Annotated in this window: 16 protein-coding genes and 3 pseudogenes; 8 read left to right on the top strand and 11 right to left on the bottom strand. The window is 57.4% G+C overall.

The window, feature by feature from the left end; genetic code table 11:
• Nucleotides 1-6: 6 nt before the first annotated feature.
• From F8N80_RS23440 to F8N80_RS23430, 3 genes are all read right to left on the bottom strand, one after another.
• On the bottom strand, nucleotides 7-534 hold the full coding sequence (locus F8N80_RS23440; protein WP_150746298.1) for a hypothetical protein: 528 nt from the start codon (nucleotides 532-534) through the stop codon (nucleotides 7-9).
• Between the two features lie 132 nt (nucleotides 535-666).
• Nucleotides 667-3,042, bottom strand: coding sequence for an efflux RND transporter permease subunit (locus F8N80_RS23435; RefSeq protein ID WP_150746297.1), 2,376 nt, complete (start codon nucleotides 3,040-3,042; stop codon nucleotides 667-669).
• 20 nt (nucleotides 3,043-3,062) lie between these two features.
• On the bottom strand, nucleotides 3,063-4,118 hold the full coding sequence (locus tag F8N80_RS23430; protein WP_412071183.1) for a WD40/YVTN/BNR-like repeat-containing protein: 1,056 nt from the start codon (nucleotides 4,116-4,118) through the stop codon (nucleotides 3,063-3,065).
• Nucleotides 4,119-4,897: 779 nt separating this feature from the next.
• Here F8N80_RS23430 and F8N80_RS23425 point away from each other — a divergent pair.
• Nucleotides 4,898-5,137 (top strand): hypothetical protein, encoded by a 240-nt coding sequence (locus tag F8N80_RS23425; protein WP_150746296.1) that lies wholly within the window; start codon nucleotides 4,898-4,900, stop codon nucleotides 5,135-5,137.
• A 145-nt stretch (nucleotides 5,138-5,282) separates the two neighbouring features.
• Here F8N80_RS23425 and F8N80_RS23420 read toward each other — a convergent pair.
• Nucleotides 5,283-5,510 (bottom strand): annotated as a pseudogene (locus F8N80_RS23420) (MFS transporter); the annotation flags it as partial.
• A 251-nt stretch (nucleotides 5,511-5,761) separates the two neighbouring features.
• Nucleotides 5,762-6,526 carry an SDR family oxidoreductase gene (locus F8N80_RS23415; RefSeq protein WP_150746295.1) on the bottom strand — a complete coding sequence of 255 codons (765 nt, stop codon included), beginning with the start codon at nucleotides 6,524-6,526 and terminating at the stop codon, nucleotides 5,762-5,764.
• A 142-nt stretch (nucleotides 6,527-6,668) separates the two neighbouring features.
• On the opposite strand from F8N80_RS23415, the pseudogene F8N80_RS23410 reads away from it, so the two are divergent.
• Nucleotides 6,669-7,575 (top strand): annotated as a pseudogene (locus F8N80_RS23410) (LysR substrate-binding domain-containing protein).
• A 220-nt stretch (nucleotides 7,576-7,795) separates the two neighbouring features.
• On the opposite strand, the gene F8N80_RS23400 reads toward F8N80_RS23410, so the two are convergent.
• Entirely contained in the window at nucleotides 7,796-8,122 is a 327-nt protein-coding gene (locus F8N80_RS23400; protein ID WP_150746293.1) for a DUF202 domain-containing protein, read from the bottom strand.
• 10 nt (nucleotides 8,123-8,132) lie between these two features.
• The gene (locus F8N80_RS23395; RefSeq protein WP_150746292.1) at nucleotides 8,133-8,513 is read right to left on the bottom strand and encodes a YidH family protein; all 381 of its coding nucleotides are present in this window, start codon (nucleotides 8,511-8,513) and stop codon (nucleotides 8,133-8,135) included.
• A gap of 208 nt (nucleotides 8,514-8,721) precedes the next feature.
• Between F8N80_RS23395 and F8N80_RS23390 the strand changes: the two genes are divergently transcribed.
• The 5 genes and pseudogenes from F8N80_RS23390 to F8N80_RS23375 all read left to right on the top strand — a co-directional run bounded on the left by F8N80_RS23390 (nucleotide 8,722) and on the right by F8N80_RS23375 (nucleotide 13,683).
• Nucleotides 8,722-9,327: a cupin domain-containing protein gene (locus tag F8N80_RS23390; RefSeq protein WP_224790746.1), complete on the top strand. Its 606-nt coding sequence runs from the start codon at nucleotides 8,722-8,724 to the stop codon at nucleotides 9,325-9,327.
• Nucleotides 9,328-9,550: 223 nt separating this feature from the next.
• A pseudogene (locus F8N80_RS32045) lies at nucleotides 9,551-9,790 on the top strand (MBL fold metallo-hydrolase); the annotation flags it as partial.
• 144 nt (nucleotides 9,791-9,934) lie between these two features.
• Nucleotides 9,935-10,633, top strand: coding sequence for an MBL fold metallo-hydrolase (locus F8N80_RS23385; protein ID WP_224790752.1), 699 nt, complete (start codon nucleotides 9,935-9,937; stop codon nucleotides 10,631-10,633).
• Nucleotides 10,630-12,063 carry an MFS transporter gene (locus tag F8N80_RS23380; RefSeq protein WP_150746291.1) on the top strand — a complete coding sequence of 478 codons (1,434 nt, stop codon included), beginning with the start codon at nucleotides 10,630-10,632 and terminating at the stop codon, nucleotides 12,061-12,063. Before F8N80_RS23385 ends, F8N80_RS23380 begins: the two co-directional genes overlap by 4 nt.
• A gap of 342 nt (nucleotides 12,064-12,405) precedes the next feature.
• Nucleotides 12,406-13,683 carry an OprD family porin gene (locus F8N80_RS23375; protein WP_150784774.1) on the top strand — a complete coding sequence of 426 codons (1,278 nt, stop codon included), beginning with the start codon at nucleotides 12,406-12,408 and terminating at the stop codon, nucleotides 13,681-13,683.
• Between the two features lie 240 nt (nucleotides 13,684-13,923).
• Here F8N80_RS23375 and F8N80_RS23370 read toward each other — a convergent pair whose 3' ends face one another.
• The 4 genes from F8N80_RS23370 to antA all read right to left on the bottom strand — a co-directional run bounded on the left by F8N80_RS23370 (nucleotide 13,924) and on the right by antA (nucleotide 17,921).
• Nucleotides 13,924-14,787: an alpha/beta hydrolase gene (locus tag F8N80_RS23370; protein ID WP_150746289.1), complete on the bottom strand. Its 864-nt coding sequence runs from the start codon at nucleotides 14,785-14,787 to the stop codon at nucleotides 13,924-13,926.
• A gap of 195 nt (nucleotides 14,788-14,982) precedes the next feature.
• Entirely contained in the window at nucleotides 14,983-16,008 is a 1,026-nt protein-coding gene (antC, locus tag F8N80_RS23365; protein WP_150784773.1) for an anthranilate 1,2-dioxygenase electron transfer component AntC, read from the bottom strand.
• Nucleotides 16,009-16,026: 18 nt separating this feature from the next.
• Complete coding sequence (antB, locus tag F8N80_RS23360; protein ID WP_150746287.1) at nucleotides 16,027-16,518, bottom strand: anthranilate 1,2-dioxygenase small subunit; 492 nt, start codon at nucleotides 16,516-16,518, stop codon at nucleotides 16,027-16,029.
• Nucleotides 16,519-16,520: 2 nt separating this feature from the next.
• Nucleotides 16,521-17,921: an anthranilate 1,2-dioxygenase large subunit gene (gene antA, locus F8N80_RS23355; RefSeq protein ID WP_150746286.1), complete on the bottom strand. Its 1,401-nt coding sequence runs from the start codon at nucleotides 17,919-17,921 to the stop codon at nucleotides 16,521-16,523.
• Nucleotides 17,922-18,400: 479 nt separating this feature from the next.
• On the opposite strand from antA, the gene F8N80_RS23350 reads away from it, so the two are divergent.
• A complete protein-coding gene (locus tag F8N80_RS23350; RefSeq protein ID WP_150746285.1) occupies nucleotides 18,401-19,390 on the top strand; it encodes an AraC family transcriptional regulator in 990 nt (329 codons plus the stop codon).
• Nucleotides 19,391-19,406: the final 16 nt, after the last annotated feature.

Genomic DNA, 19,406 nt, shown 5'->3' with positions numbered 1-19,406 from the left:
AATCGGTCATGCAGCAGAGTCGACCCCGGCGACCGGCACCTTGGAGGTGCGGCGGGCCAGTAACTTCAACAGCACGACCTCACCGGCCAACAATATCCCGCCCCCGACCACAAGCAAGAGGGAGGACTCGACCGGTGGCTCTGTCACATGCACCGACAGCGCTACAGCCAGGAAAACGAAGGCGTTCAGGTTGATGAACAGCGGCACCAGCATGCCCCCACAAAAAATCAGGTACAAGCCACAGAGCAACACAACACCTGTCGCCGTCAAGTGCCCGAGCCAGGGGGTGAGTGCGCCGATGGTCCATACAATCCCATAGGCCAGCCATACACCCGTAACGCCCCCGGCGATGATTTTTGGTATCTGCTTGGCGTCCTTCTGGCAGACCGTAAACAAAATGGCGCAGAAGAATGGCGGCCAAAGCTCCTTGAAGCCCAGCATCAATCCGATCACGGCCACCCCGACGATCCAGGCGACCAGTACCAGGGAGTCGAATAAAACCTTTGCGCTCACTTTTGTATTACTTGTGCTCATTGTATTGCCTCTTTTTATTATGGTTTGGCATGCGCCTGCCAGTAGACGCCGGTTGGCGTCTACAAGGGTTCACTGACAAAGAGTGTGGTAACCACATCCCGTACTTAAAAACGCTACTCGTGCGCCAGTCGGTTAATGGGCGAACAACGACTTGCTCGGTTGCCCCGCCATCTGTTCAGGCTTGATCAGGAACCGCGCCAGCGCCGGCAGCAGCCACAGCGCGCCGAACATGTTCCACAGCAGCATGAAGGTCAGCATCAGGCCCATGTCGGCCTGGAACTTGATGGCCGAGAAGATCCAGGTGCACACGCCAATGGCCAGGCACAGGCCGGTGAACAATACGGCTTTACCGGTGGATTTCAGCGTCTGGTAATAGGCTTCCTGCAACGGCAGGCCGGCACGCAGGAAGCTTTCCAGACGGCTATAGATGTAGATCCCGTAGTCCACGCCGATCCCCACGCCCAGGGCCACCACCGGCAAGGTCGCGACCTTGACGCCGATGCCCATGAACGCCATCAGCGCATTGCCCAGCACCGAAGTCAGCACCAGCGGCAGCACGATGCACAAGGTGGCAGCGAACGAGCGGAAGGTGATCAGGCACATGACTGCCACGCACAGGTACACCAGGATCAGGATGGTCAGCTCGCTGGTCTTGATCACTTCGTTGGTGGCCGCTTCGATGCCAGCGTTGCCGGCCGCCAGCAGGAATTCGAGACCGTCCTTGTGGTGTTCCGTGGCGAAGTCCTTCACCGCCGCCACGGCGCGGTCCAGGGTCTCGGCCTTGTGGTCGTTGAGATAGATCAGCACTGGCGCCAGCGAGCAGTCGGCGTTGTACAGGCCTTCGGCACGGGCAATGGAGCTGTTCAGTACATCGGGGTTGCGCGACAGGGCTTCCCATTTCAGGTTGCCCTCGTTCATGCCCTTGATCATCTGCTTGGACAGAGTCACCAGGGAAACCGCGGATTGCACGCCCTCGACGTTGTTCATCTTCCACATCAGCTTGTCGATCGGGTCCATGGTCGCGTAGGTCGAGCAGCCTTCGCCCCGGGTCTTGACCATGACGACCAGCACGTCCGAACTGGTCGAGTAATTATTGATGATGAACTGGTTGTCCTGGTTGTAGCGCGAGTCGGGGCGCAGTTCCGGGGCGCCCTGGTCGAGGTCGCCGATTTTCAGGTGTTGCCCATACCAGAGGCCGCCCCCCAGGGCCAGCAAGGCCAGGACGATGGATACCGGTGCCACTTTCGCGCTGGCAAAGTTCGATAGCAAACGCCAGAACGGATGTTCGCGCACGGCGTCCCGCTTGCTGAGTTCGATAGCGCGCTGGCTGATGCCGACGTAGGAAATCGCCACCGGCAGGAGGATCAGGTTGGTGAACACGATCACGGCCACGCCGATGGAGGCGCCGATGGCCAGTTCGCGGATGACCCCGATGTCGATGATCAGCAGGGTGATAAACCCCACGGCGTCGGCGAGGATGGCGATCATGCCCGGCAGGAACAGTTGTCGGAAGGTGCGCCGCGCCGCCGTCAGGGCGCTGTCGGTATTACTGGACTGCAAGGCGATGCCGTTGATTTTCTGCACGCCGTGGGAGATGCCGATGGCGAAGATCAGGAACGGCACCAGCATCGAGTACGGGTCCAGGCCAAAGCCTACGGCATGCATCAGGCCCAACTGCCAGACCACCGCGACCAGGGTGGTACTCAACACGGCGATGGTGCTGCGGATACAGTGAGTGAACCCGTACAACAGCACCAGGGTAATGACAAACGCGACGCCGAAGAACGTCAGCACCATGTTCAACCCGTCGATCAGATCACCGACCTTTTTGGCGAAGCCGACGATGTGGACTTTGACGTTGGGGTTCTGCGTCTGGAACTTGTCGCGGATCTTTTCTTCCAGGTCGTGGGAAAACTTCTGGTAGTCCAGCGAGAGCAGCGTGCTCTGATCATCAGGGTCTGGGTAAGACTCCAGCAGCGGAATCTCGACGATGCTCGACTTGAAATCGTTGGACACCAGACGCCCGACCTGCCCGGACTTGAGCACGTTGTTGCGCAACTGTTCCAGGCTGTCAGCCGAGCCATCGTAGTTCTGCGGGATCACCTCGCCACCGGCGAAGCCGTCCTCGGTGACTTCGGTCCAGCGCACGCTGGGGCTCCATAACGACTTCATGCCCGAACGGTCGACGCCTTGGATGTAAAAAACTTCGTCGTTGATCTGGCGCAGGGTCTCGATGTAGTCCTTGCTGAAAATATCACCGTTCACCGCTTCGACCGAGATGCGCACGCTGTTGCCCAGGTTCGCCAGGTCGCTGCGGTGCTCCATCATCTTTTCGATGAAGGGGTGCTTGAGCGGGATCATCTTCTCGAAGCTGGTGGAGGGGCGGATCAGCGTGGCCTGGTAGAACAGGAAGGCGCTGACCAACAGGCAGAGGAGGATCACTGCCGGCCGGTTGTTGAAGATCAGCCGCTCAAGGAAATTGGCCTTCTCCTGGTCGTGTCGCGTCATCGAAAACTTCTCTCGGCTGGTCATTGTTGCGCCACCTGTTGGCCCAGATCAGCGCCGGTCGCGGCACTTGTGCGTATGCCTCCCTGGCCGACCAGGATCAGCTCGCCATTGGGACCGCCGGTGACGGCGGAAAGGGAAATGCGGTCGGGCCGATTGAACACGCTGAAGCGCTTGCCGGCGTCATCGCTGCGCAATACGCAGCCTCCGTTGCCGACCAACACCAGGGTGCCGTCGTCGAGCAGGCCTGCGCCGGAGAGGCCGAACTCCAGTGCGCCACGAGCGCCCTGCAGCGGGATTTTTTCCCAGCTGTCACCAAAGTCCGTGGAGCGGAACAGGTTGCCACGCAGGCCATAGACCAGCAGTGTGCGGGCCTGTCCCGTACCGGTGATGCCGAACAGTGAACCTTCATAGGGGCCCTGCACGCGCTCCCAGGTCTGGCCCCAGTCGGCGGAGCGGAACAGGCTGCCCTGCTCGCCGACAATGAACAGGCCGGCATCCTTCACCGCACCGATGGCGTTGAAGTGATACTGGTCCTGGTTATCGATACGCGCGCTGGCGTCGCTCCAGTGCTGGCCGCCGTCGGTGGTGGTGAGGAGCTGGCCATAGGCGCCCACGGCAAAACCGGTGTTGGCGTCCTTGAACCAGAGGTCGAGCAGCGGAGCCTCGCGCGTGAGGTCTTGGAATTGTCTGCTCCAGGTGGTGCCGCCGTCGGTCGTGGCCAGGATCTGGGCATCATGCCCCACAGCCCAACCCTGCTTGTCATCGACGAAGAACACCGCCGTGAGCATTTGCTGGGTCGGTACTTTTGCCTGGGCCCAGGTCTGGCCCTGGTCATCGGAATACAGGATATGGCCGCGATCGCCCACGGCCACCAGCCGGTCACCGGCGTGAACGACATCCAGCATCAGGCTGTGCACCGCCTTGTTCGACTCGATGGAGTAACTGTCCGTTTCAACCGTCGTTGCCATGGCCGCGGCCGGCATCATCCAGAATGCGCCGCACAGCACCAGCCCTTTCGACAGCGTTACCCAGTGGTGCGCCATCAGCGAGCAAGCGTCATTCTTATCCGTCACCATTGAGTTCTCCTGTTTTGATGTCTTACAACGGCCCTTTGGTTTCGTACAGGTCATAGCCCATACCTTGTCGTCATGATGAAAGGGCCAAACCGGCAGTCACCGATTGTTGGCTGCCACGGCTATGGAAAGACACCACCTGTTTTGGGGGGGCAGGGCTTCAGGATCACTGGATCTGATTTTCCAATGCCAGCACAGGCGTCACTGCGAGGGCATTGCAACGAGGAGAGCCTTCGTAACTAATGGGTGTGATTCGTGGATGAGCATCCGCAACTGACGACTGCTGGATTTGGTGATCGGAAACTGGAGAACACCGATCATCTGCATCTGCATCTGCATCTGCAGTACAGGCATGTCTGGTCGCGGTAGGAATGACATTACCTGCCAGTCCTACCGCGATCAGAATTGTGCCTTAGCCGCGGCGCCTCATTTGGCCTGAGCCAAATAGACAGAGTGACCGGGCGTTGGCTCTCATGTCAGAGGCATCCAGTGAACACAATGAGGCAAGCAGCCAGGAAGGCATAAAATAGGAGGTGTTTCATGATTTTTTCATCTGAAATGAGAATCAGTCATTTTAAGCCATGGGGGCAATTCAGATGAGAATGGGTGCCCAACGGTTGCCTGCAGCTGGATCAGATGTCCGCAGTAGCCCTTGCCATTCGTCGCGCGCGCAGCTGCGACGCCCGCTTGCCTCTACCTGATGAAATATTCGCCGGGTCATGCCCGGCGGTGGAGGGATGGGAATCGTCTATAGTCAGGGGTTCAGCCAATGGAGGTAGATTATGGAATGCCTGATTTGCGATGAGCCTGCTTCAGACATCGATGTGGGTGATGATTACCAGGAAAGAGCATGCGCGAAGTGCGGACATTATCGAATTACCCATACAGCGCTTGTATGGATGGAAACCCACGGCTGGCGATTCGACGTGAAGCTGACTCGGGCCTGGCTCGCACATCAACAGGGCTCGGGGTTGATCCCGATTATTGATTCGCAGCAGGCTAGCGTTCTGATCCAGGTTTAAGCTGCCGCCATGCCTCTATCATCTTGCGTCCTCGCCGGCTGGCGTGATTCGTTGAAGTAGAATTTGGCGTGTGTGTGCTGGTTCTGGCTTGGACAGGCATCGCCGTTGCGGCGCTGGCTATTTCCCAGGCATCACGAGGTTCGTCCACCGGCCCTTGCAGTCCCACCACGCCAACGATGTAGCTCACCGCCAGGGCCTGGTAGATCGATGAACCACCGTTTTCCCCCAGGCGCAGGCCAATGCCGATCAGCAAGGTGGGCCTGGAGTGTTCCATCGCACTTTTTAGCGGGTTGACGCATACGCGCTTGAGCGCCTTGAGGCGGATGAAGGTCGGCGATTCCTTGAGCGACATGCGCATGTACAGGCCCAGGCTGCACGGTGCAAGTCTTTCTTGCGCTCTTGCGTGTCGGGGATCGAAGCGATGTCGGATGGAGAATGATCGTGAGTCATCGTGGTACCTCCAGGTGCCTTTACGGCATCTTGTTATTGCCAGGTAGTTGGGGGGCTTACACCTCGACGCTGCCGCCCCACCGGATCTTGGCCGAGAGCGAAAACGGCGAACCCATGATCGAGCCGCAGAGGGTTGGCAGGGATTGAGGCATGTTGGAGTCCTTGGTGTGAGAGTTAGACGACACTGGTCAACCCACCATCGACGAACAGGGTCTGGCCGTTAACGAAGTCGGATGCTGACGAGGCGAGGAAAACTGCCGCGCCGCACAGTTCCTCGACATGGCCCCAGCGCCCGGCAGGGGTGCGTTGCACCAGCCAGTCGGAGAACGCCGGGTCGTCGACCAGCGCCTGGTTCAGCTCGGTCTGGAAATAGCCGGGGGCCAGGGCGTTGATCTGCAGGCCATGGCCGGCCCAGTCGGCACACATGCCCCGGGTGAGCATGCGCACGGCGCCCTTGCTGGCGGCGTAGGGCGCGATAGAGGCGCGGGCCAGCTCGCTTTGCACCGAGCCGATGTTGATGATCTTGCCGCGCCGGCGAGCGATCATGTGTCGGGCCACCGCCCTGGACACATTGAATACGCCGTCGAGGTTGGTGCTCATCAGCCGGTGCCAGTCTTCGGCACTGACGTCCTGAAGCGCCTGACGATGCTGCAACCCGGCGTTGTTGATCAGAATGTCTATCGGACCCAGGCGGTTTTCCAGCGCATCGACGGCCGTCGCGACGGCCTGGTGGTCGGTCACGTCGAACACCGAGTATTCGGCGTCCAGGCCTTCATCGCGTAACAGCGCGCAGGCGCCTTGGGCACGTTCGGCATCGCGGCCATTGAGCACCACCTGAGCTCCAGCTTGTGCCAGCCCACGTGCCAGGGCCAGGCCAATGCCGCGCACTGAGCCGGTGATCAGCGCCCGACGCCGGTTCAGGCGAAAGTTGTCGATCATGTGTGTCTCCCTGTGTTGGATTTGTGAATGGGGCAATGACGCCACTTTCAACCGCTACCGCCCTGGCATGCCAATCGTTTATGGTGATGCCGTGATCACCGCTCTTGATCATCAAGCAGGCTGCAGCGAGTCGGGAGGATCAGTGGAACTCAAGCATCTGCGGGCTTTTGCGGCCTTGGCCGAAGAGCTGCACTTTGGTCGTGCGGCGGCGCCTGCACATTGTCCAGCCGGCCTTGAGTGCGCAAATACGTGCCCTGGAGGAAGATGTCGGGGCGCAGTTGTTCGAGCGTGACCGGCACCGGGTCGAGTTGACCGAGGAGGGGGCGCTGTTTCTGCCCGAGGCCCTGGCGACCCTGCGTCAGGCCGGGCGCGCCCGTGAGGTGTTGCAGCAGGCCGCGGCCGGCGAGGTCGGGGTGTTGCGCCTGGCCTTCGTGTCTTCAACCTTGTCGCACTTGTTGCCGGTGCTCGTGCGTACGCTGGAGGAGCGCTACCCGCGTATCGAGCTGGAGCTCAAGGACATGCCTTCGCTGCCGCAGGCCCGGGCCTTGCTCGACAATGCCCTGGATTTTGGCTTGGTCCGCCTGCCCTTGAATGTGTCTGGCGTGCACACGCGCATGCTCTTCGAGGAATCGCTGGTGGTGGCGCTGCCGCAAGACCACCCGCTGTGCACCCAGCGTCGTATAAAACCTCAGGATCTGGCCGGGTGTCCGATGCTGGTGCTGGCGCGCAAATTCGCTCCCGGTTTGTATGACCAGATGCTGGCGGGTTTTCACCGGCGCAAGATCACCCTGACGATTGCCCGGGAAATGGGCGAGTTCACCACCCAGTTGGCGTTGGTGGCTGCCGGCCTGGGCGTCGGCATCTTGCCAAGCGGTGCTGCATCGGCGCTGCCAATCGGCGTCGTGACCCGACCACTGACCCTGGCCATGAGCGGAGCCGGCATCGGCGTGGCCTGGACCGGCCTGGAAAACCCGCGCAAGCGGGCGCTGATGCAGGTGCTCGACGAACTCTATCCCGCGTCGAGTCCTGAGCTTACTGAGGGGCTGTAGGGAAAGGTGGGGCCTGCTCAGCCAGCGCCCGGCTCTCAGGCTCACCCGTTAATCGAGGGCACGCGTTGGAAGGTGTTCGATCGTGTCGAGCTGCTGCTGAATCTGATTGAGCTGACCCTGTTCCTGGGCGGAGGCGGCATGGCTCCCGGACCCGCCTTAAGGCGCTGCTGGCTGATCTGGTCGACGAGTGGCAGGTAACTGCCATTCCTACTGCGACCGGTCAGGTGCCCCACAATGCTGCACTACTGAGCATTGCAACGCCCAGCCCCAAAACCAGCACCTCGCCCAGTCGTGGCGCTGAGCTTTTTTCACGTATGTGCTGCGCTGACTTGCGATAGCCGTCGATGATTAAGAGTGAGTAGATAGAGCCGATACACAGGGCCGTGAGCATTAGCGTCATCATGGGAATGTCGCGGGCCAGGGGATGACGAAATACTGTGCATCCAAGTATCAGAGTAGAGAGTACTGTGCGCTCCCAGGTCAGCGCAGTACGTTCGGGCTGTAGGCCTTGATCGTCATGTAGGGGAGGGGAGACTGAGCTCGACACGCAGGTGACCTCAAGGCAATAACAGTATGGTGGAAACTATCAGGCCGAATAAACCCAGCATTGGTGCCAGGATTGGGTAAGGAAGCGATTGGCGGCGACGAAGGGCGCGCTCCACATTGAGCCAGCGCAGGGTTGCGTTAACGCTAACTAGCAGCGCCATGCCAGTGAGTGCAGATGACAGCAGCGTTTGCACGCGCCCGGCCAGTAGATCCAGCGGGAGTGCATCCAGTGCAATTCCGCTGGCCAGAAGCGCAAGGGCCGTACGGATCCAGGCAAGGAAGGTCCGTTCATTGGCTAGCGTGAAGCGAGGATCGGGCTCGCATCCATCGGCAAGTGCGAAAGCCTTGCGGAATCTGGCTTTAAGGGATTTTTCATCGGGTTGATGCAACATGGCAAAAAACCTTCTATTCGGACGCCAGTGAGTCGTGTTGTGCAGTCGAAGACCGCCTGTCTTGGCATTCTGAACGGATTTTTTTTCGTGGCTAGGGCATATTTTTGTAATCCGTATTCACTTCTTGGTAGCTGCCTAATTAAAAAAAGCACAATGTTAATCAAGTATCTGCATAGCAAGAGCTGAGGAGAGTTGGCTAAGGTCTGTCGTGATTCAAAACGGCATCGGAGTGCTTGTCGCAAGAGCAGCTATCAGTAAGAACTCTGATTGCCTGGCAAGGGTCAAGGTGTATCAATTTTTCTTCAATGAGGTGAAAAATATGGAGTCAGGGATAATGCACTCAGACCGAAACGTGCCACTACCTTTCGGTGTTGACGAAATAAAGTCCATGATTGGCCGTAAAGTTTGGAATGTGCTGGGTACTTCTTATTGGCCGATTCTCGGCGGAGATGAGCAGAGTAGTTTTGCTTGGTTGACCTACGATCCTCCCGGCAGCTTTATACCGCCACATACTCATCCGATACAGGATGAACACGTATTTGTTCTGGAAGGTGAGTATTCGCTGTACAAAGATGGTGAGTGGATGACGGCCAAGCCTGGCGATTATGTTTGTTGGCCGCGTGGTTCGACTCATGCGTATCGCATCGATTCGGATAAACCTGCTCGTGGACTGTTTTGGGTTAGTCCGGGTAACGACCTGTCCAGCCTCTTCGATGAATTGCATAATCAGTCCAGCCCCGAAGAAGTGGTAAGACTGTCAGCTCTGCGTAACATCGTGTTTGCTAAGCCAGGTACAGCGCCGAACTTCGAATGATCTACAGGCTCAGCCGTCCAGGGACGGTGGCTGTGGTCGCCAACGACAGGAATGCAGTCAGGCACTGCTGTACATGGAATTTGAGGCAACCTGTCTCATAAAGTCGCAAGCAAAAATGAATACAAACCAAGAGAAAACCGCATAGTGATAAATGAGTCCCTGGATTAGATTTGATCTGGCAGTAACCAGCTTTTCTTATTAATGAGAACAAAAAGGTAGTCAGATGAGCCAGGCAAATCATTCCGGAATGACTGTTCACACGCTCGGCACTGGTGGTGGGCCAGTGGTTTCCGCTAGTCGTGCAGGTATCTCTACTGCGGTTGTGGTTGATGGGTGTTCATACGTTTTTGATTGTGGCATGGGCAGTATTCGTAACTACCGGTCTCATTGTACTTGGGATCAATTAAGAGCGATTTTCATAACCCATCACCATTCGGATCATATATATGACTTGGGCTCGTATTTGCTTACCGGCTGGCAAGTACCGGGAGAGTCTTTTAGTCAACCGATTCACGTCTACGGGCCCGCTAAACCGCCGCGTGTACCCGCCCTGCATACTCACAGCGATCATCCTGTCGTGCCCGGTTGCTGTGGTGGAGATCACCCGATGGTCGGTACTGCTGATATTGTGGATGCGTTGATCAACAAGGTTTTTGCGTCTGACGTAGCCATTCGCATGGCCGACGAAGGGCGCTCCAACCCCAATCAGTGGGTATATGGCCACGACATTGAAGTGCCGGCCGAAGCCAAGGCTGATCCCGTGCTGGCCCGTCATCCAGTCATGGATCCTTTTGTGGTTTATCGAGACGAGCAAGTCGTTGTTTCGGCCATTCTGGTGGACCATCGCTTATGCTATCCAGCCTTTGGCTTCCGCATTGACAGTAAGTACGGATCGGTAGTGATTTCCGGTGACACGACTTACTCGGAAAATTGTATCCGCCTGGCCAAAGGTGCCGACATGCTTCTGCATGAGGTCATCGATCTGGATGCGATCCTGGACACTTTTCCAGAAGGGCCGACCCGCGAAGGGATCGCCGTACACCTTGAGGAGTCTCACACTTCATACGAGCAGGTCGGAAAGGTGGCCCAAGCGGCTGGTGTCAGTCAATTGATTCTGCATCATATCGTGCCCAATGTGCCGGGCGCGGCTGACATCGAAAAAATGCTCCAGGCCGCCCGTCGTGACTTCAGCGGTAAGGTTTTTGCAGCAGAGGATAACGACAGCTTTCGCGTAGGTAGCACTATCAACGCCGCATCCTTGAGCGAAGTTTCGCACACGTCTGAAAACGTGGGGGTGTGCGCATGACAGAGTTAACTCAAACCACTTATCCGCCTCACACACTGCGTGCCGCGGTCGCCACGGGGCAGATGAATCGCCGCGCCTGGATGATCACCGGCATGCTAGTGATCTTTCAGATGATCAACTTTGCCGATAAGGCCGTTTTGGGATTGGTTGCCGAACCTGCCATGCGTGAACTCGGTTTGTCCGCGAGTGAGTTCGGTTTTATCGGCAGTGCTTTTTTCTTTCTTTTTGCCGTTAGCGCAGTATGGGTAGGCTTTCTTGCGGCTAAGGTGCCGACCCGATGGATTCTGTTGACCATGGGGGTGTTTTGGTCGGTCTTGCAGTTTCCGATGCTGCTTGGCGGAGGCGCTGCAGTATTGCTTGTAACCCGAATAGTGCTCGGTGCTGCGGAAGGGCCCGCGACGCCGATTACCCTGCACCATGTACACGGTTGGTTCCCAGCCAGGGAGCGCGGTTTGCCTAGCACCCTGGTGGCCATAGGCTCTACTTTGGGGCCGATTGTTGCAGCTCCAATCCTTGCCTATATCATTGCCCACCCGCAGTGGGGTTGGCGCTGGGCATTTGGTTTTCTCGGGCTCGTCGGCTTGATTTGGTCAGCATTATGGCTGGTGGTCGCCAAAGAAGGCCCCTACAGCCATATCAAGGACAAGCATCAGGAGGACGCTCACCGCGCAGAGCGGGCGGAACATCAGTCCCCTCCCAAGGATCGAGCCAGCATTGCCGAAAAATCGGACACTCTTAAACACGTCCCCATTTTTCGGGTGTTTTCCTCCAGTATGTTCATCATCGCGACGCTCGCCGGTGCAGGTTGCTTTTGGGCGCAGGGCTTCTTGACAACCTGGTCGCCTCGTTACTTGAGTGCGGTAGTGTCGCTTTCACCCGAAATGGTGGGGCTGGTGTCTACCTTTCCGTGGTTGTTCGGCGCACTGACTCTGGGTGTATTGGGTTATGCGTCTCGCGTAATGATGCGGCGCGGCATCTCGGTTTACTTGTCATTGGGCGCCTCGTTCGGTTTCGTCCTGCTACTGTCCGGGGTCTGCTTCCTGATTCTTCCGCACCTGGAGGGATACGCCGCGGTCACCTTGCTGGTTATCGCCGCGGGACTGGCCATGACCTTTCCCCTCGCCCCGACTGCGGTGGCCTTTTGCGTTGCCTCCAAACAACGTGGCGCAGTCATGGCGACCCTGACTGCCATTGCGTCTCTAGGGGGCATCGTGGCGCCGGTCATGGTCGGTCTGTTGATGGAGCGGGCAGGTTACGTGCAAGTGGTCAAAGGCGCGCCACAGACCTTGGAAATGACCGTCCGGCTGGCCGAAGGGATGAACGCTTCTTTCGACTACATTGGTTTTTACCTGGTGACTGTGGGCCTTATGAGCATCTTCTGTCTAAACCCCGACCGCACGGCGAAGAAGCTTCAGCAGCGCTTTACTTAAGGGCACGGCGAACACGCCAGCGGCAGGCGTCCATCCGCCGGTCTCGTGCTGACGGCCCAGCCGCAGCTGGCGGACTTCAACGTAAACCAGGGTTTACCTTGGTTTCTGCGTATTACCGGTGCAGCTCTTCATCACCTGCCTGGTCGCTCCTCCACAGACTCAGTAAAGCGAACAGGTTTTGCGTCAGGGGCCGGCGAACTCGATAGTTGGGTGCGGGTCTGTTGTGTGTTTTTCAGTAAGTGGTCATAAAAATAACAATGCGGATTAATGGCCTGGTTTTTTACGGGCAATTAATCTGCTTCCACTCGTTGTGCTTTGCACACGTTAGAAGGGCTCACGTCGATGTTCCATAAAAGTTGGATGGCCAGCGGCGTTGCCGCGGGCCTGATGGGGATGTTTGTGCCGATTTCTGCCCAGGCGGACTTCGTGAAAGATCGCCAGATAAGTCTGGGTCTGCGCAACTTCTATTTAGATCGCGACTTCAAACAGAACGATGCGCAGCAGTCGCGGGTCGGAAGTTGGACCCAGGGGTTCGATTTCCGTGCCATCTCCGGCTATACCGAAGGCACCTTACAGTTCGGTCTCGATTTGTCGGGACAATATGCCTATCGCCTCGATGGTGGCGGCGGCCGTGGTCCAGATAGCGTCATTCCCTACGATGCCAGCAACAGTGAGCAGGTACGCGACTATGGCCGCGCCGCCCTGACCGGCAAAGTGCGCTACTCCAAGACTGAGCTAAAAGTGGGGGAGCACCGCCCGCTGCTGCCTGTGGCCTTCATTGACGATTCCCGTCAGCTTATGACCACCTACCATGGTCTATTGCTGGAGTCGCGTGAAGTGGACGGTCTCGTTCTGACGGGTGGACGCTTCACCGAGATCAGCAGTCGCGAATCTTCCAATCGCGAGAAAATGTTCCTGTTCACCGGACCCAACGGTCCGCGCCGGACCAGCGATGGGCTGAACTTCGCCGGCGCTAGCTACACACTCACCCCCAGTCTTTCGGCCACTTACTTTTATGGACAACTGGAGGATATCTACCAACAGCATTATGTGGGCCTCACCCAAAATGCCAATCTGGGTAACGGCTTCGCCCTGAAGACCGATCTACGCTATTTCAATAACAAGGAAGATGGAGAGGCCCTATATGGCGAGATCGACAACCGCTCCTACGGCCTGCTCACCAGCCTGAGGAAGGGTGTGCATGCCGTTTCCGTCGGTTATCAGCGCATGCTCGGCGACAGCACATTCCCCACGCTCAACGGCTATGCGCCGCAACCCTACCTGGTGAACTGGTCCGCCGTTGCCTTCGTTAAACCCAACGAAAGCTCCTGGCAGCTGCGTTACGATCTGGACTTCGCCGGCTACGGTGTGCCCGGTTTGAGGCTGATGACCCGTTACCTGCGCGGTACCGGCATCGACCGAGGCAACAATGCCCTGGATCAGAACGTCGAGAGTGAGCGTAATATCTTTCTCAGTTACGTGGTGCAGAGTGGCCCGCTCAAAGGCGTTGGTTTTGAGTGGCGTAACATCGACGTCAAGACCCGCTACGGCAGCGGGCTGGCCTCGGGGGTGGATTATCAGGAGAACCGTCTGATCACCACCTACACCTTCAAGTTCTAATGACCCCACTGGCCGTCCCTCAGGGGCGGCCACGGACAAAGCAGATGGCTCACATGATGCGACGCTTTGAACTGACCACCTGTACCGCACGCGTGCGCCCACTGGTGGCCGTCGACATGCAACGGATCTAGCAGTCCCCCAAGGCAGGCAAAGCGAACTCGAGGCCAAATGGGACGATGCCGATACGAGGCTCGAAGGCGGAGCTGACCCGATTACGATCAGCTACGAAGGCAGGTTGTGTCAGTTGATTGCAACACCATCGATAGCAGGGCAGACCGCTTGATACATGGTTTCGATCAGTTCGAGCAGAGTCCCGGAGGGGCTCTCAAATTCTTGCAAAACAGTGAAATGATCCCGCCCAGCCACTTCCAGGCAAGTCGCAGGGCTACCAGTAAGGCTCCATGCAGCCATCATGGTGCGATTCTGCTCAAGAAAAGCGGGTGTTTCTTCGCCACCCACTACAAAGGCTGCTGGAACCAGATCCCCGGTCACGCGGGTCAGCGGCGAGCAGGCCTGCGCTTGGCGCCTATCGAGGAGCAATTTGTTATTCAGGCTGGTCTCGATCAGCGGCTCTAAATTGTAAATCCCGCTAATGGGCACTATCGCTGAGATGGGTCGCTGCTGTTGAGGAAGCGCTGTTTGTGCCATTGCCAATTCAACCGCAAGGTGCCCCCCCGCTGAATGCCCTGCAACAATAAGCGGCAGCCGCTGTTCCTTAGCTGCAAGTGCAGTTCGGGTGAACAATACGCCGTGGCCTAGTGCGGCAACTATTTGATCGATAGACACTTCAGGGCAAAGTGGGTAGTTCAGCAGGGCTACGTTGTAGCCGCGAGCAGTCAGGGCTGAGGCGATAAAGCGAAACTGTGCCTTATCCCGCGATTGCCAATAGCCAGCGTGAAGATAGAGCAGATTGGCTTTGGCAGGTCCTTTGGCGAAGCACAGATCGAAGGTCTGCCTCGGATGCAAACCGTAGCGGACGTCCAGATCCCAGGAGCGCTCCAGGAGTACCCTGTCGTTTGCCAATTGATACTGTTCGAACAGAGCGGTGAAACCAGGGCGGTACTGCCCTGTGACGTATTGATATTCAGGCGTATTTTTCGGCATTGCGCAGGCTCTTGCGGTTAGTATTCTGGCCCATCCCTGATGCGGGGATGTCGTTAGCCGGATGGCTAGGCAGGTACGGTGCTTTTTGCAGCGCCGCTACTTTCGTAGATTTTTCCAAGTCTTGAAGTGAGGCGCATCAGTCAGGTTCCGAACCGCCAAGAAGCGATCCGGCCTTAAACAACTCATATTGAGAGCTCAGGTGTTGCTCTGTGCGAATTTTTCGTAGTAGAGATGACTGTTTTCCAGGCCTTGCTCCTTCCGCCAGTTTTTCACCGACTCGACCATTGGTGGCGGACCGCACAGGTACATGTCGAACGGCGTGTCGCGCATGCTCGCCACATCGAAATGTTCGGTGACATAGCCGCACTTGCCGCTCCATTGACGGTCAGCGTCGCTGATCACCGGGGTGAAACTAAAACCTGGAATGCGCTTGCCATAGCCGGCGATCCGCTCGAGCTCACAGAGGTCTGCCATCTGCCGAACGCCGTAGTACAGATGCACCGGCTGACCGCAACCTCCACGTTCAGCAATCTCGTCCAGCATGCCGAGGAAAGCCGACAGGCCAGTCCCTCCGGCAACCATCAGCAGTGGCCGGGTGATGTGGCGCAGATAGAAAGCCCCCAAGGGCGCCTCAAATACCAACTCATCGCCGATCTGGCAGCGTTCACGAATGTAGTTGCTCATCGCCCCGTCAGGCAGAAGGCGAATCAGAAATTGCAACTGATTACCACTGTTCGGCTGGTTGGCGAAGGAGTAGGAACGCGTGTAATCGGTGCCTGGCACCTGAACGCGGGCGTACTGACCTGGCAGAAAATCCAGGCTCTGAGTATGGGTCCTTGCCTCGACATGCAAGATCGCCGTGGTCGGGGAAACCTGCACCACGGCGCTGACGATCCCTCGCTGCTCACGAGGTCCCGCGGTATGGCAGAGCGTTGAGTCGAAGTCGAAGTAGAATGCCGCATCCGATTGCACGCGTGTCTGGCAGGTCAGGACCTTGCGCTGGGCAAGGTCACTGGCCGAGAGGGCTTCGTCGTCCACATAGTCCTGGGTGTACAGCCCGGATTCACAGCGGCCCTGGCAGGTTGCGCACACACCTTCCCGGCAATCGAGCGGGATCTTGATGCCTGCACGCAGTGCTGCGTCGAGCAGGACTTCGTTGCCCTGAACGGCACAGAACAGTGTTTTGCCGTCGGCAAAGTTGAAGGCGACCTTGTACGTCATGATCGGTAATCCGCTGTATCAAAGATGGTAGAAGTCGAGCACCGAATTAATCGTGTCGTTGAGCAGAACTACATGCTTGCGGGCAATCTTCCAGCTCTCGCCGTCGGGCCGCAGCCGGTAGGTGGCGCGGCCGAAGAACTGCTCGGCGATCTGCATGCGGTAATACAGCGTGTGCCAGTTAACCTTCACTTCCAGGTCGCCGCCATCGAGCTTGGCAATACGTACGTTGCTGATCAGGTGCAGGGTGCGCGGCATTGGAATGGTCGAGGCTGCCTTGCCGGTTCGAATGCGGAACACCCGGTCTTCCAGGCCACCGCGATTGGGGTAGTAGATCAGCGACATGCCTTTCTTTGGATCAAGGGTGTAGACGTGCTCCGAGTCCCACTGCGGCAGATGGAATTCGCTGTCCTCACTGAACATCTCCAGATACGTATCCCAGTCCTGGGCATCGCAGGCCTCGGCGTTACGGTAGAAAAACTGTTCGATGCGGTATTGCAGTTCGACATTCATGTTCACACCTCTTTGAGCTTGAGGGATTGCTCTTCTTCGGCCTTGCGGGCCAAGCCCTCGAGCAGGAAACGCTGCCAGTTGCCATGCTGATTGACGTACAAGCCTTCGTGGGTGAACTCGGTGCCGGTCAGGGCAGGGGAGATGCCGATGGTTTCGCTGTTGCGGGTGGCGCCTTCGACCCACTTGCCGCTGCCGCGAGAAATGTCGCTCCAGCGTTCCAGACGCGCCTGGAAGCCACGCTGCGCTTCGCGGAACTCCACCAAGTCGTCCGGCGTACCGAGGCCGGAGACATTGAAGAAATCCTCGAACTGACGGATGCGGTTCTCGCGGTCTGCGTCGGACTCGCCTTTCACGCCCAGGCAGAAACTGTTGATCTCGGTCTTATTCCAGGCCAGTGGGCGGATGATCCGCAGCTGTGAGCTGATCTGGTCGAGGAAGAACATGCTTGGGTAGATGTTCAGGTTGCGCAGGCGGTGCATCATCCATTCAGCCTTGCCTTGGCCGTACTCATCGACCAGACGCGGCATGATCGCGGCGTATCCGGGACGTACTGCGGGGTTGGGCATATCACTGAACAGCAGGCTGTGGCCGTTGTGAAAGGCAAACCAGCCGTCATCGGTTTCCTTGTCGCCGGCGCCCAGCTTGCTGTAGTCCAGGGTGCCGCTGGCAGCCAGGCCTTTCTCGGCGTTGACCTGCTGGCGATGTTGCACGGTGGCCACGTAGTTGTAGTGCACCGTGCTGACGTGATAACCGTCCAGGCCGTTTTCGTTCTGCAGTTTCCAGTTGCCGTCGTAGGTGTAGGACGACTTGCCCGGCAGCACCTCAAGTTCACCAGTGGCTGACTGCGCGACCATCATGTCGAAGAACACCCTGGCGTCGCCCAGGAAGTCCTCCAGCGAATCCTTGCCGTCAGCATCAAGACTGACGAAGACAAAGCCTTTGTAGCTTTCGATGCGAGCTTTTTTCAGGCCACGGGTGGCCTTGTCGAAATCTTCGGGGTATTCGCCGGGCGCCTTGACTTTGACCAGGCGGCCGTCGCTTTTGTAGCACCAGGCATGGAAGGGGCAGGTGAAGGTCGATTGGTTGCCCTTGCCGACCCGGGTCAGGGTGGTCCCGCGATGCTGGCAGGCGTTGATCAGCGCGTTGAGTTGGCCTTCACCGTCGCGGGTGATGATCAGCGGTTGACGACCGGCACGCAGGGTCATGAAGTCGTGCTTGTTGGCGATCTCGCTTTCGTGGCAGGCATAGATCCAGTTTTTCTCGAAAATCAACTCCATCTCGAGATCGAACAGCGCCGGCTCGGTGAACATGTCCCGGGCGATGCGGTACACGCCTTCCACGGGACGAAAGTCCAGACAGCCCTTGATAAAGTCCTGCCACTCGGCAATAGATTTGGTGCTCATGGAAATCTGACCTTTGCTTGCTGCGGGGATGGACTGATTAAACCCCCGACCCCGCCCCGGCACTATTCGGCTATAACGTAATTGCTATGCAGTTTTGCGGATTTCATCAGGCTGTGGGCAATGTGTTCACGCAGAGGAGTGGCAGACTGATGGTGCTTGACGTGCGGTCACGAGCGAAATAGCGTGGCCTTGAATGGTTCCCCCAAAAGAGCGGAAGTCAGACCTTCGCGGTCTGAGCTCTATTTGTTGCAAGACCTGATATCGGTGGTTACCCCGCTCAAGGAGCCATTTTTATGGCTGGGATGTGGTCTGAAATTATCCACTGAGGGCGATGCTGCGCGTGCATCAGACGCAGAACTGGTTTGGCTACCGTGATCTGGCAATGCAGGAAGCGCTGTACGAAACATCAGGAAGGACGCCGCACTGTTTCACGCTTTTAGCCTACAAAAGCCACACTAAGTGGCTACCGAGGAAATGCCATGCTTTACCCCCAAAATAAAAACAATGTAATTCGTCAGCAATTCTCAACAGTTCTCAACACCCCCGCGCAAGCCGTACAGTGGATGTTGAATATCAACGGGCCACATGATCTTGAGGTTCCCAAGCCCCGCGAACTGGATTTTCGCCATCACGGGACCATCATCGGCAATGCAGCTATTGGCGTAATCGAATACTCGACCTTGGTAAGTGTCAAGATCGAAAATCTGGAGCAGAGCTACAGTGTCAACTTGCCTCTGTACGGAGAGCAAAGTATTGAGCATCAGGGTAGTTCATTCGTTTCCAATTCTTCAGTGGGGGCGATCCTCTCGCCTAACCAGTCCTTGCGCATGACCATTGGTGAGAAATGCCGCAAAAAGATGGTTAAGCTCTCGCGCAGGGCACTGGAGGTGAAATTATCAAAGCTGCTGGGCCGGCAAATTTCGCAGCCGATACTTTTCGAACCCATGGTGAGTTTGGATGGTGCAATGCAGCAGTGGTGGCAGATGGTGGAAAATTTTCAAGAGATTCTGCAGGCTGAGAGCTCCTTATGCGATCTGCCAGACGTGTGGAGCAACCTTGAAAACAGCTTGATCACCAGCCTCTTGTTCTCGCAACGACATAACTATTTTGATGAATTGCTGGCGCGCCAAACGGGGCGCCCACAGTATCTGGCACAACTTGAAACTATGTTTAATGCGTCCTTGGAACTCCCCCTGACGCTCGAAGATCTTGAGCGAGCTGTGGGCGTCTCCCGCGAGCGGCTTTATCGTGATTTTCATACGCATTACGGCATGACGCCGATCGCGTATTTTCGCCAATTACGCTTCGAGCAGGTTCGCTTACGCCTGACCCAGGCGCGATCCTCGGAGAGAGTGTCCAGTATCGCCATGGATTACGGTTTTCAGCAGTTTGGACGCTTTTCCAAGGAGTACAAAGAGCGTTTTGGGGAGTTGCCTTCGCAAACCTTGAAGTTGCACCGTGCCAATTGAAATTTCTGATTGCAGT

Source organism: Pseudomonas fluorescens (assembly GCF_902497995.1).
Classification (GTDB): domain Bacteria; phylum Pseudomonadota; class Gammaproteobacteria; order Pseudomonadales; family Pseudomonadaceae; genus Aquipseudomonas; species Aquipseudomonas fluorescens_BK.
The sequence above is the reverse complement of the archived record's forward strand: the minus strand, read 5'-3'. Positions and strand labels throughout refer to the sequence as shown.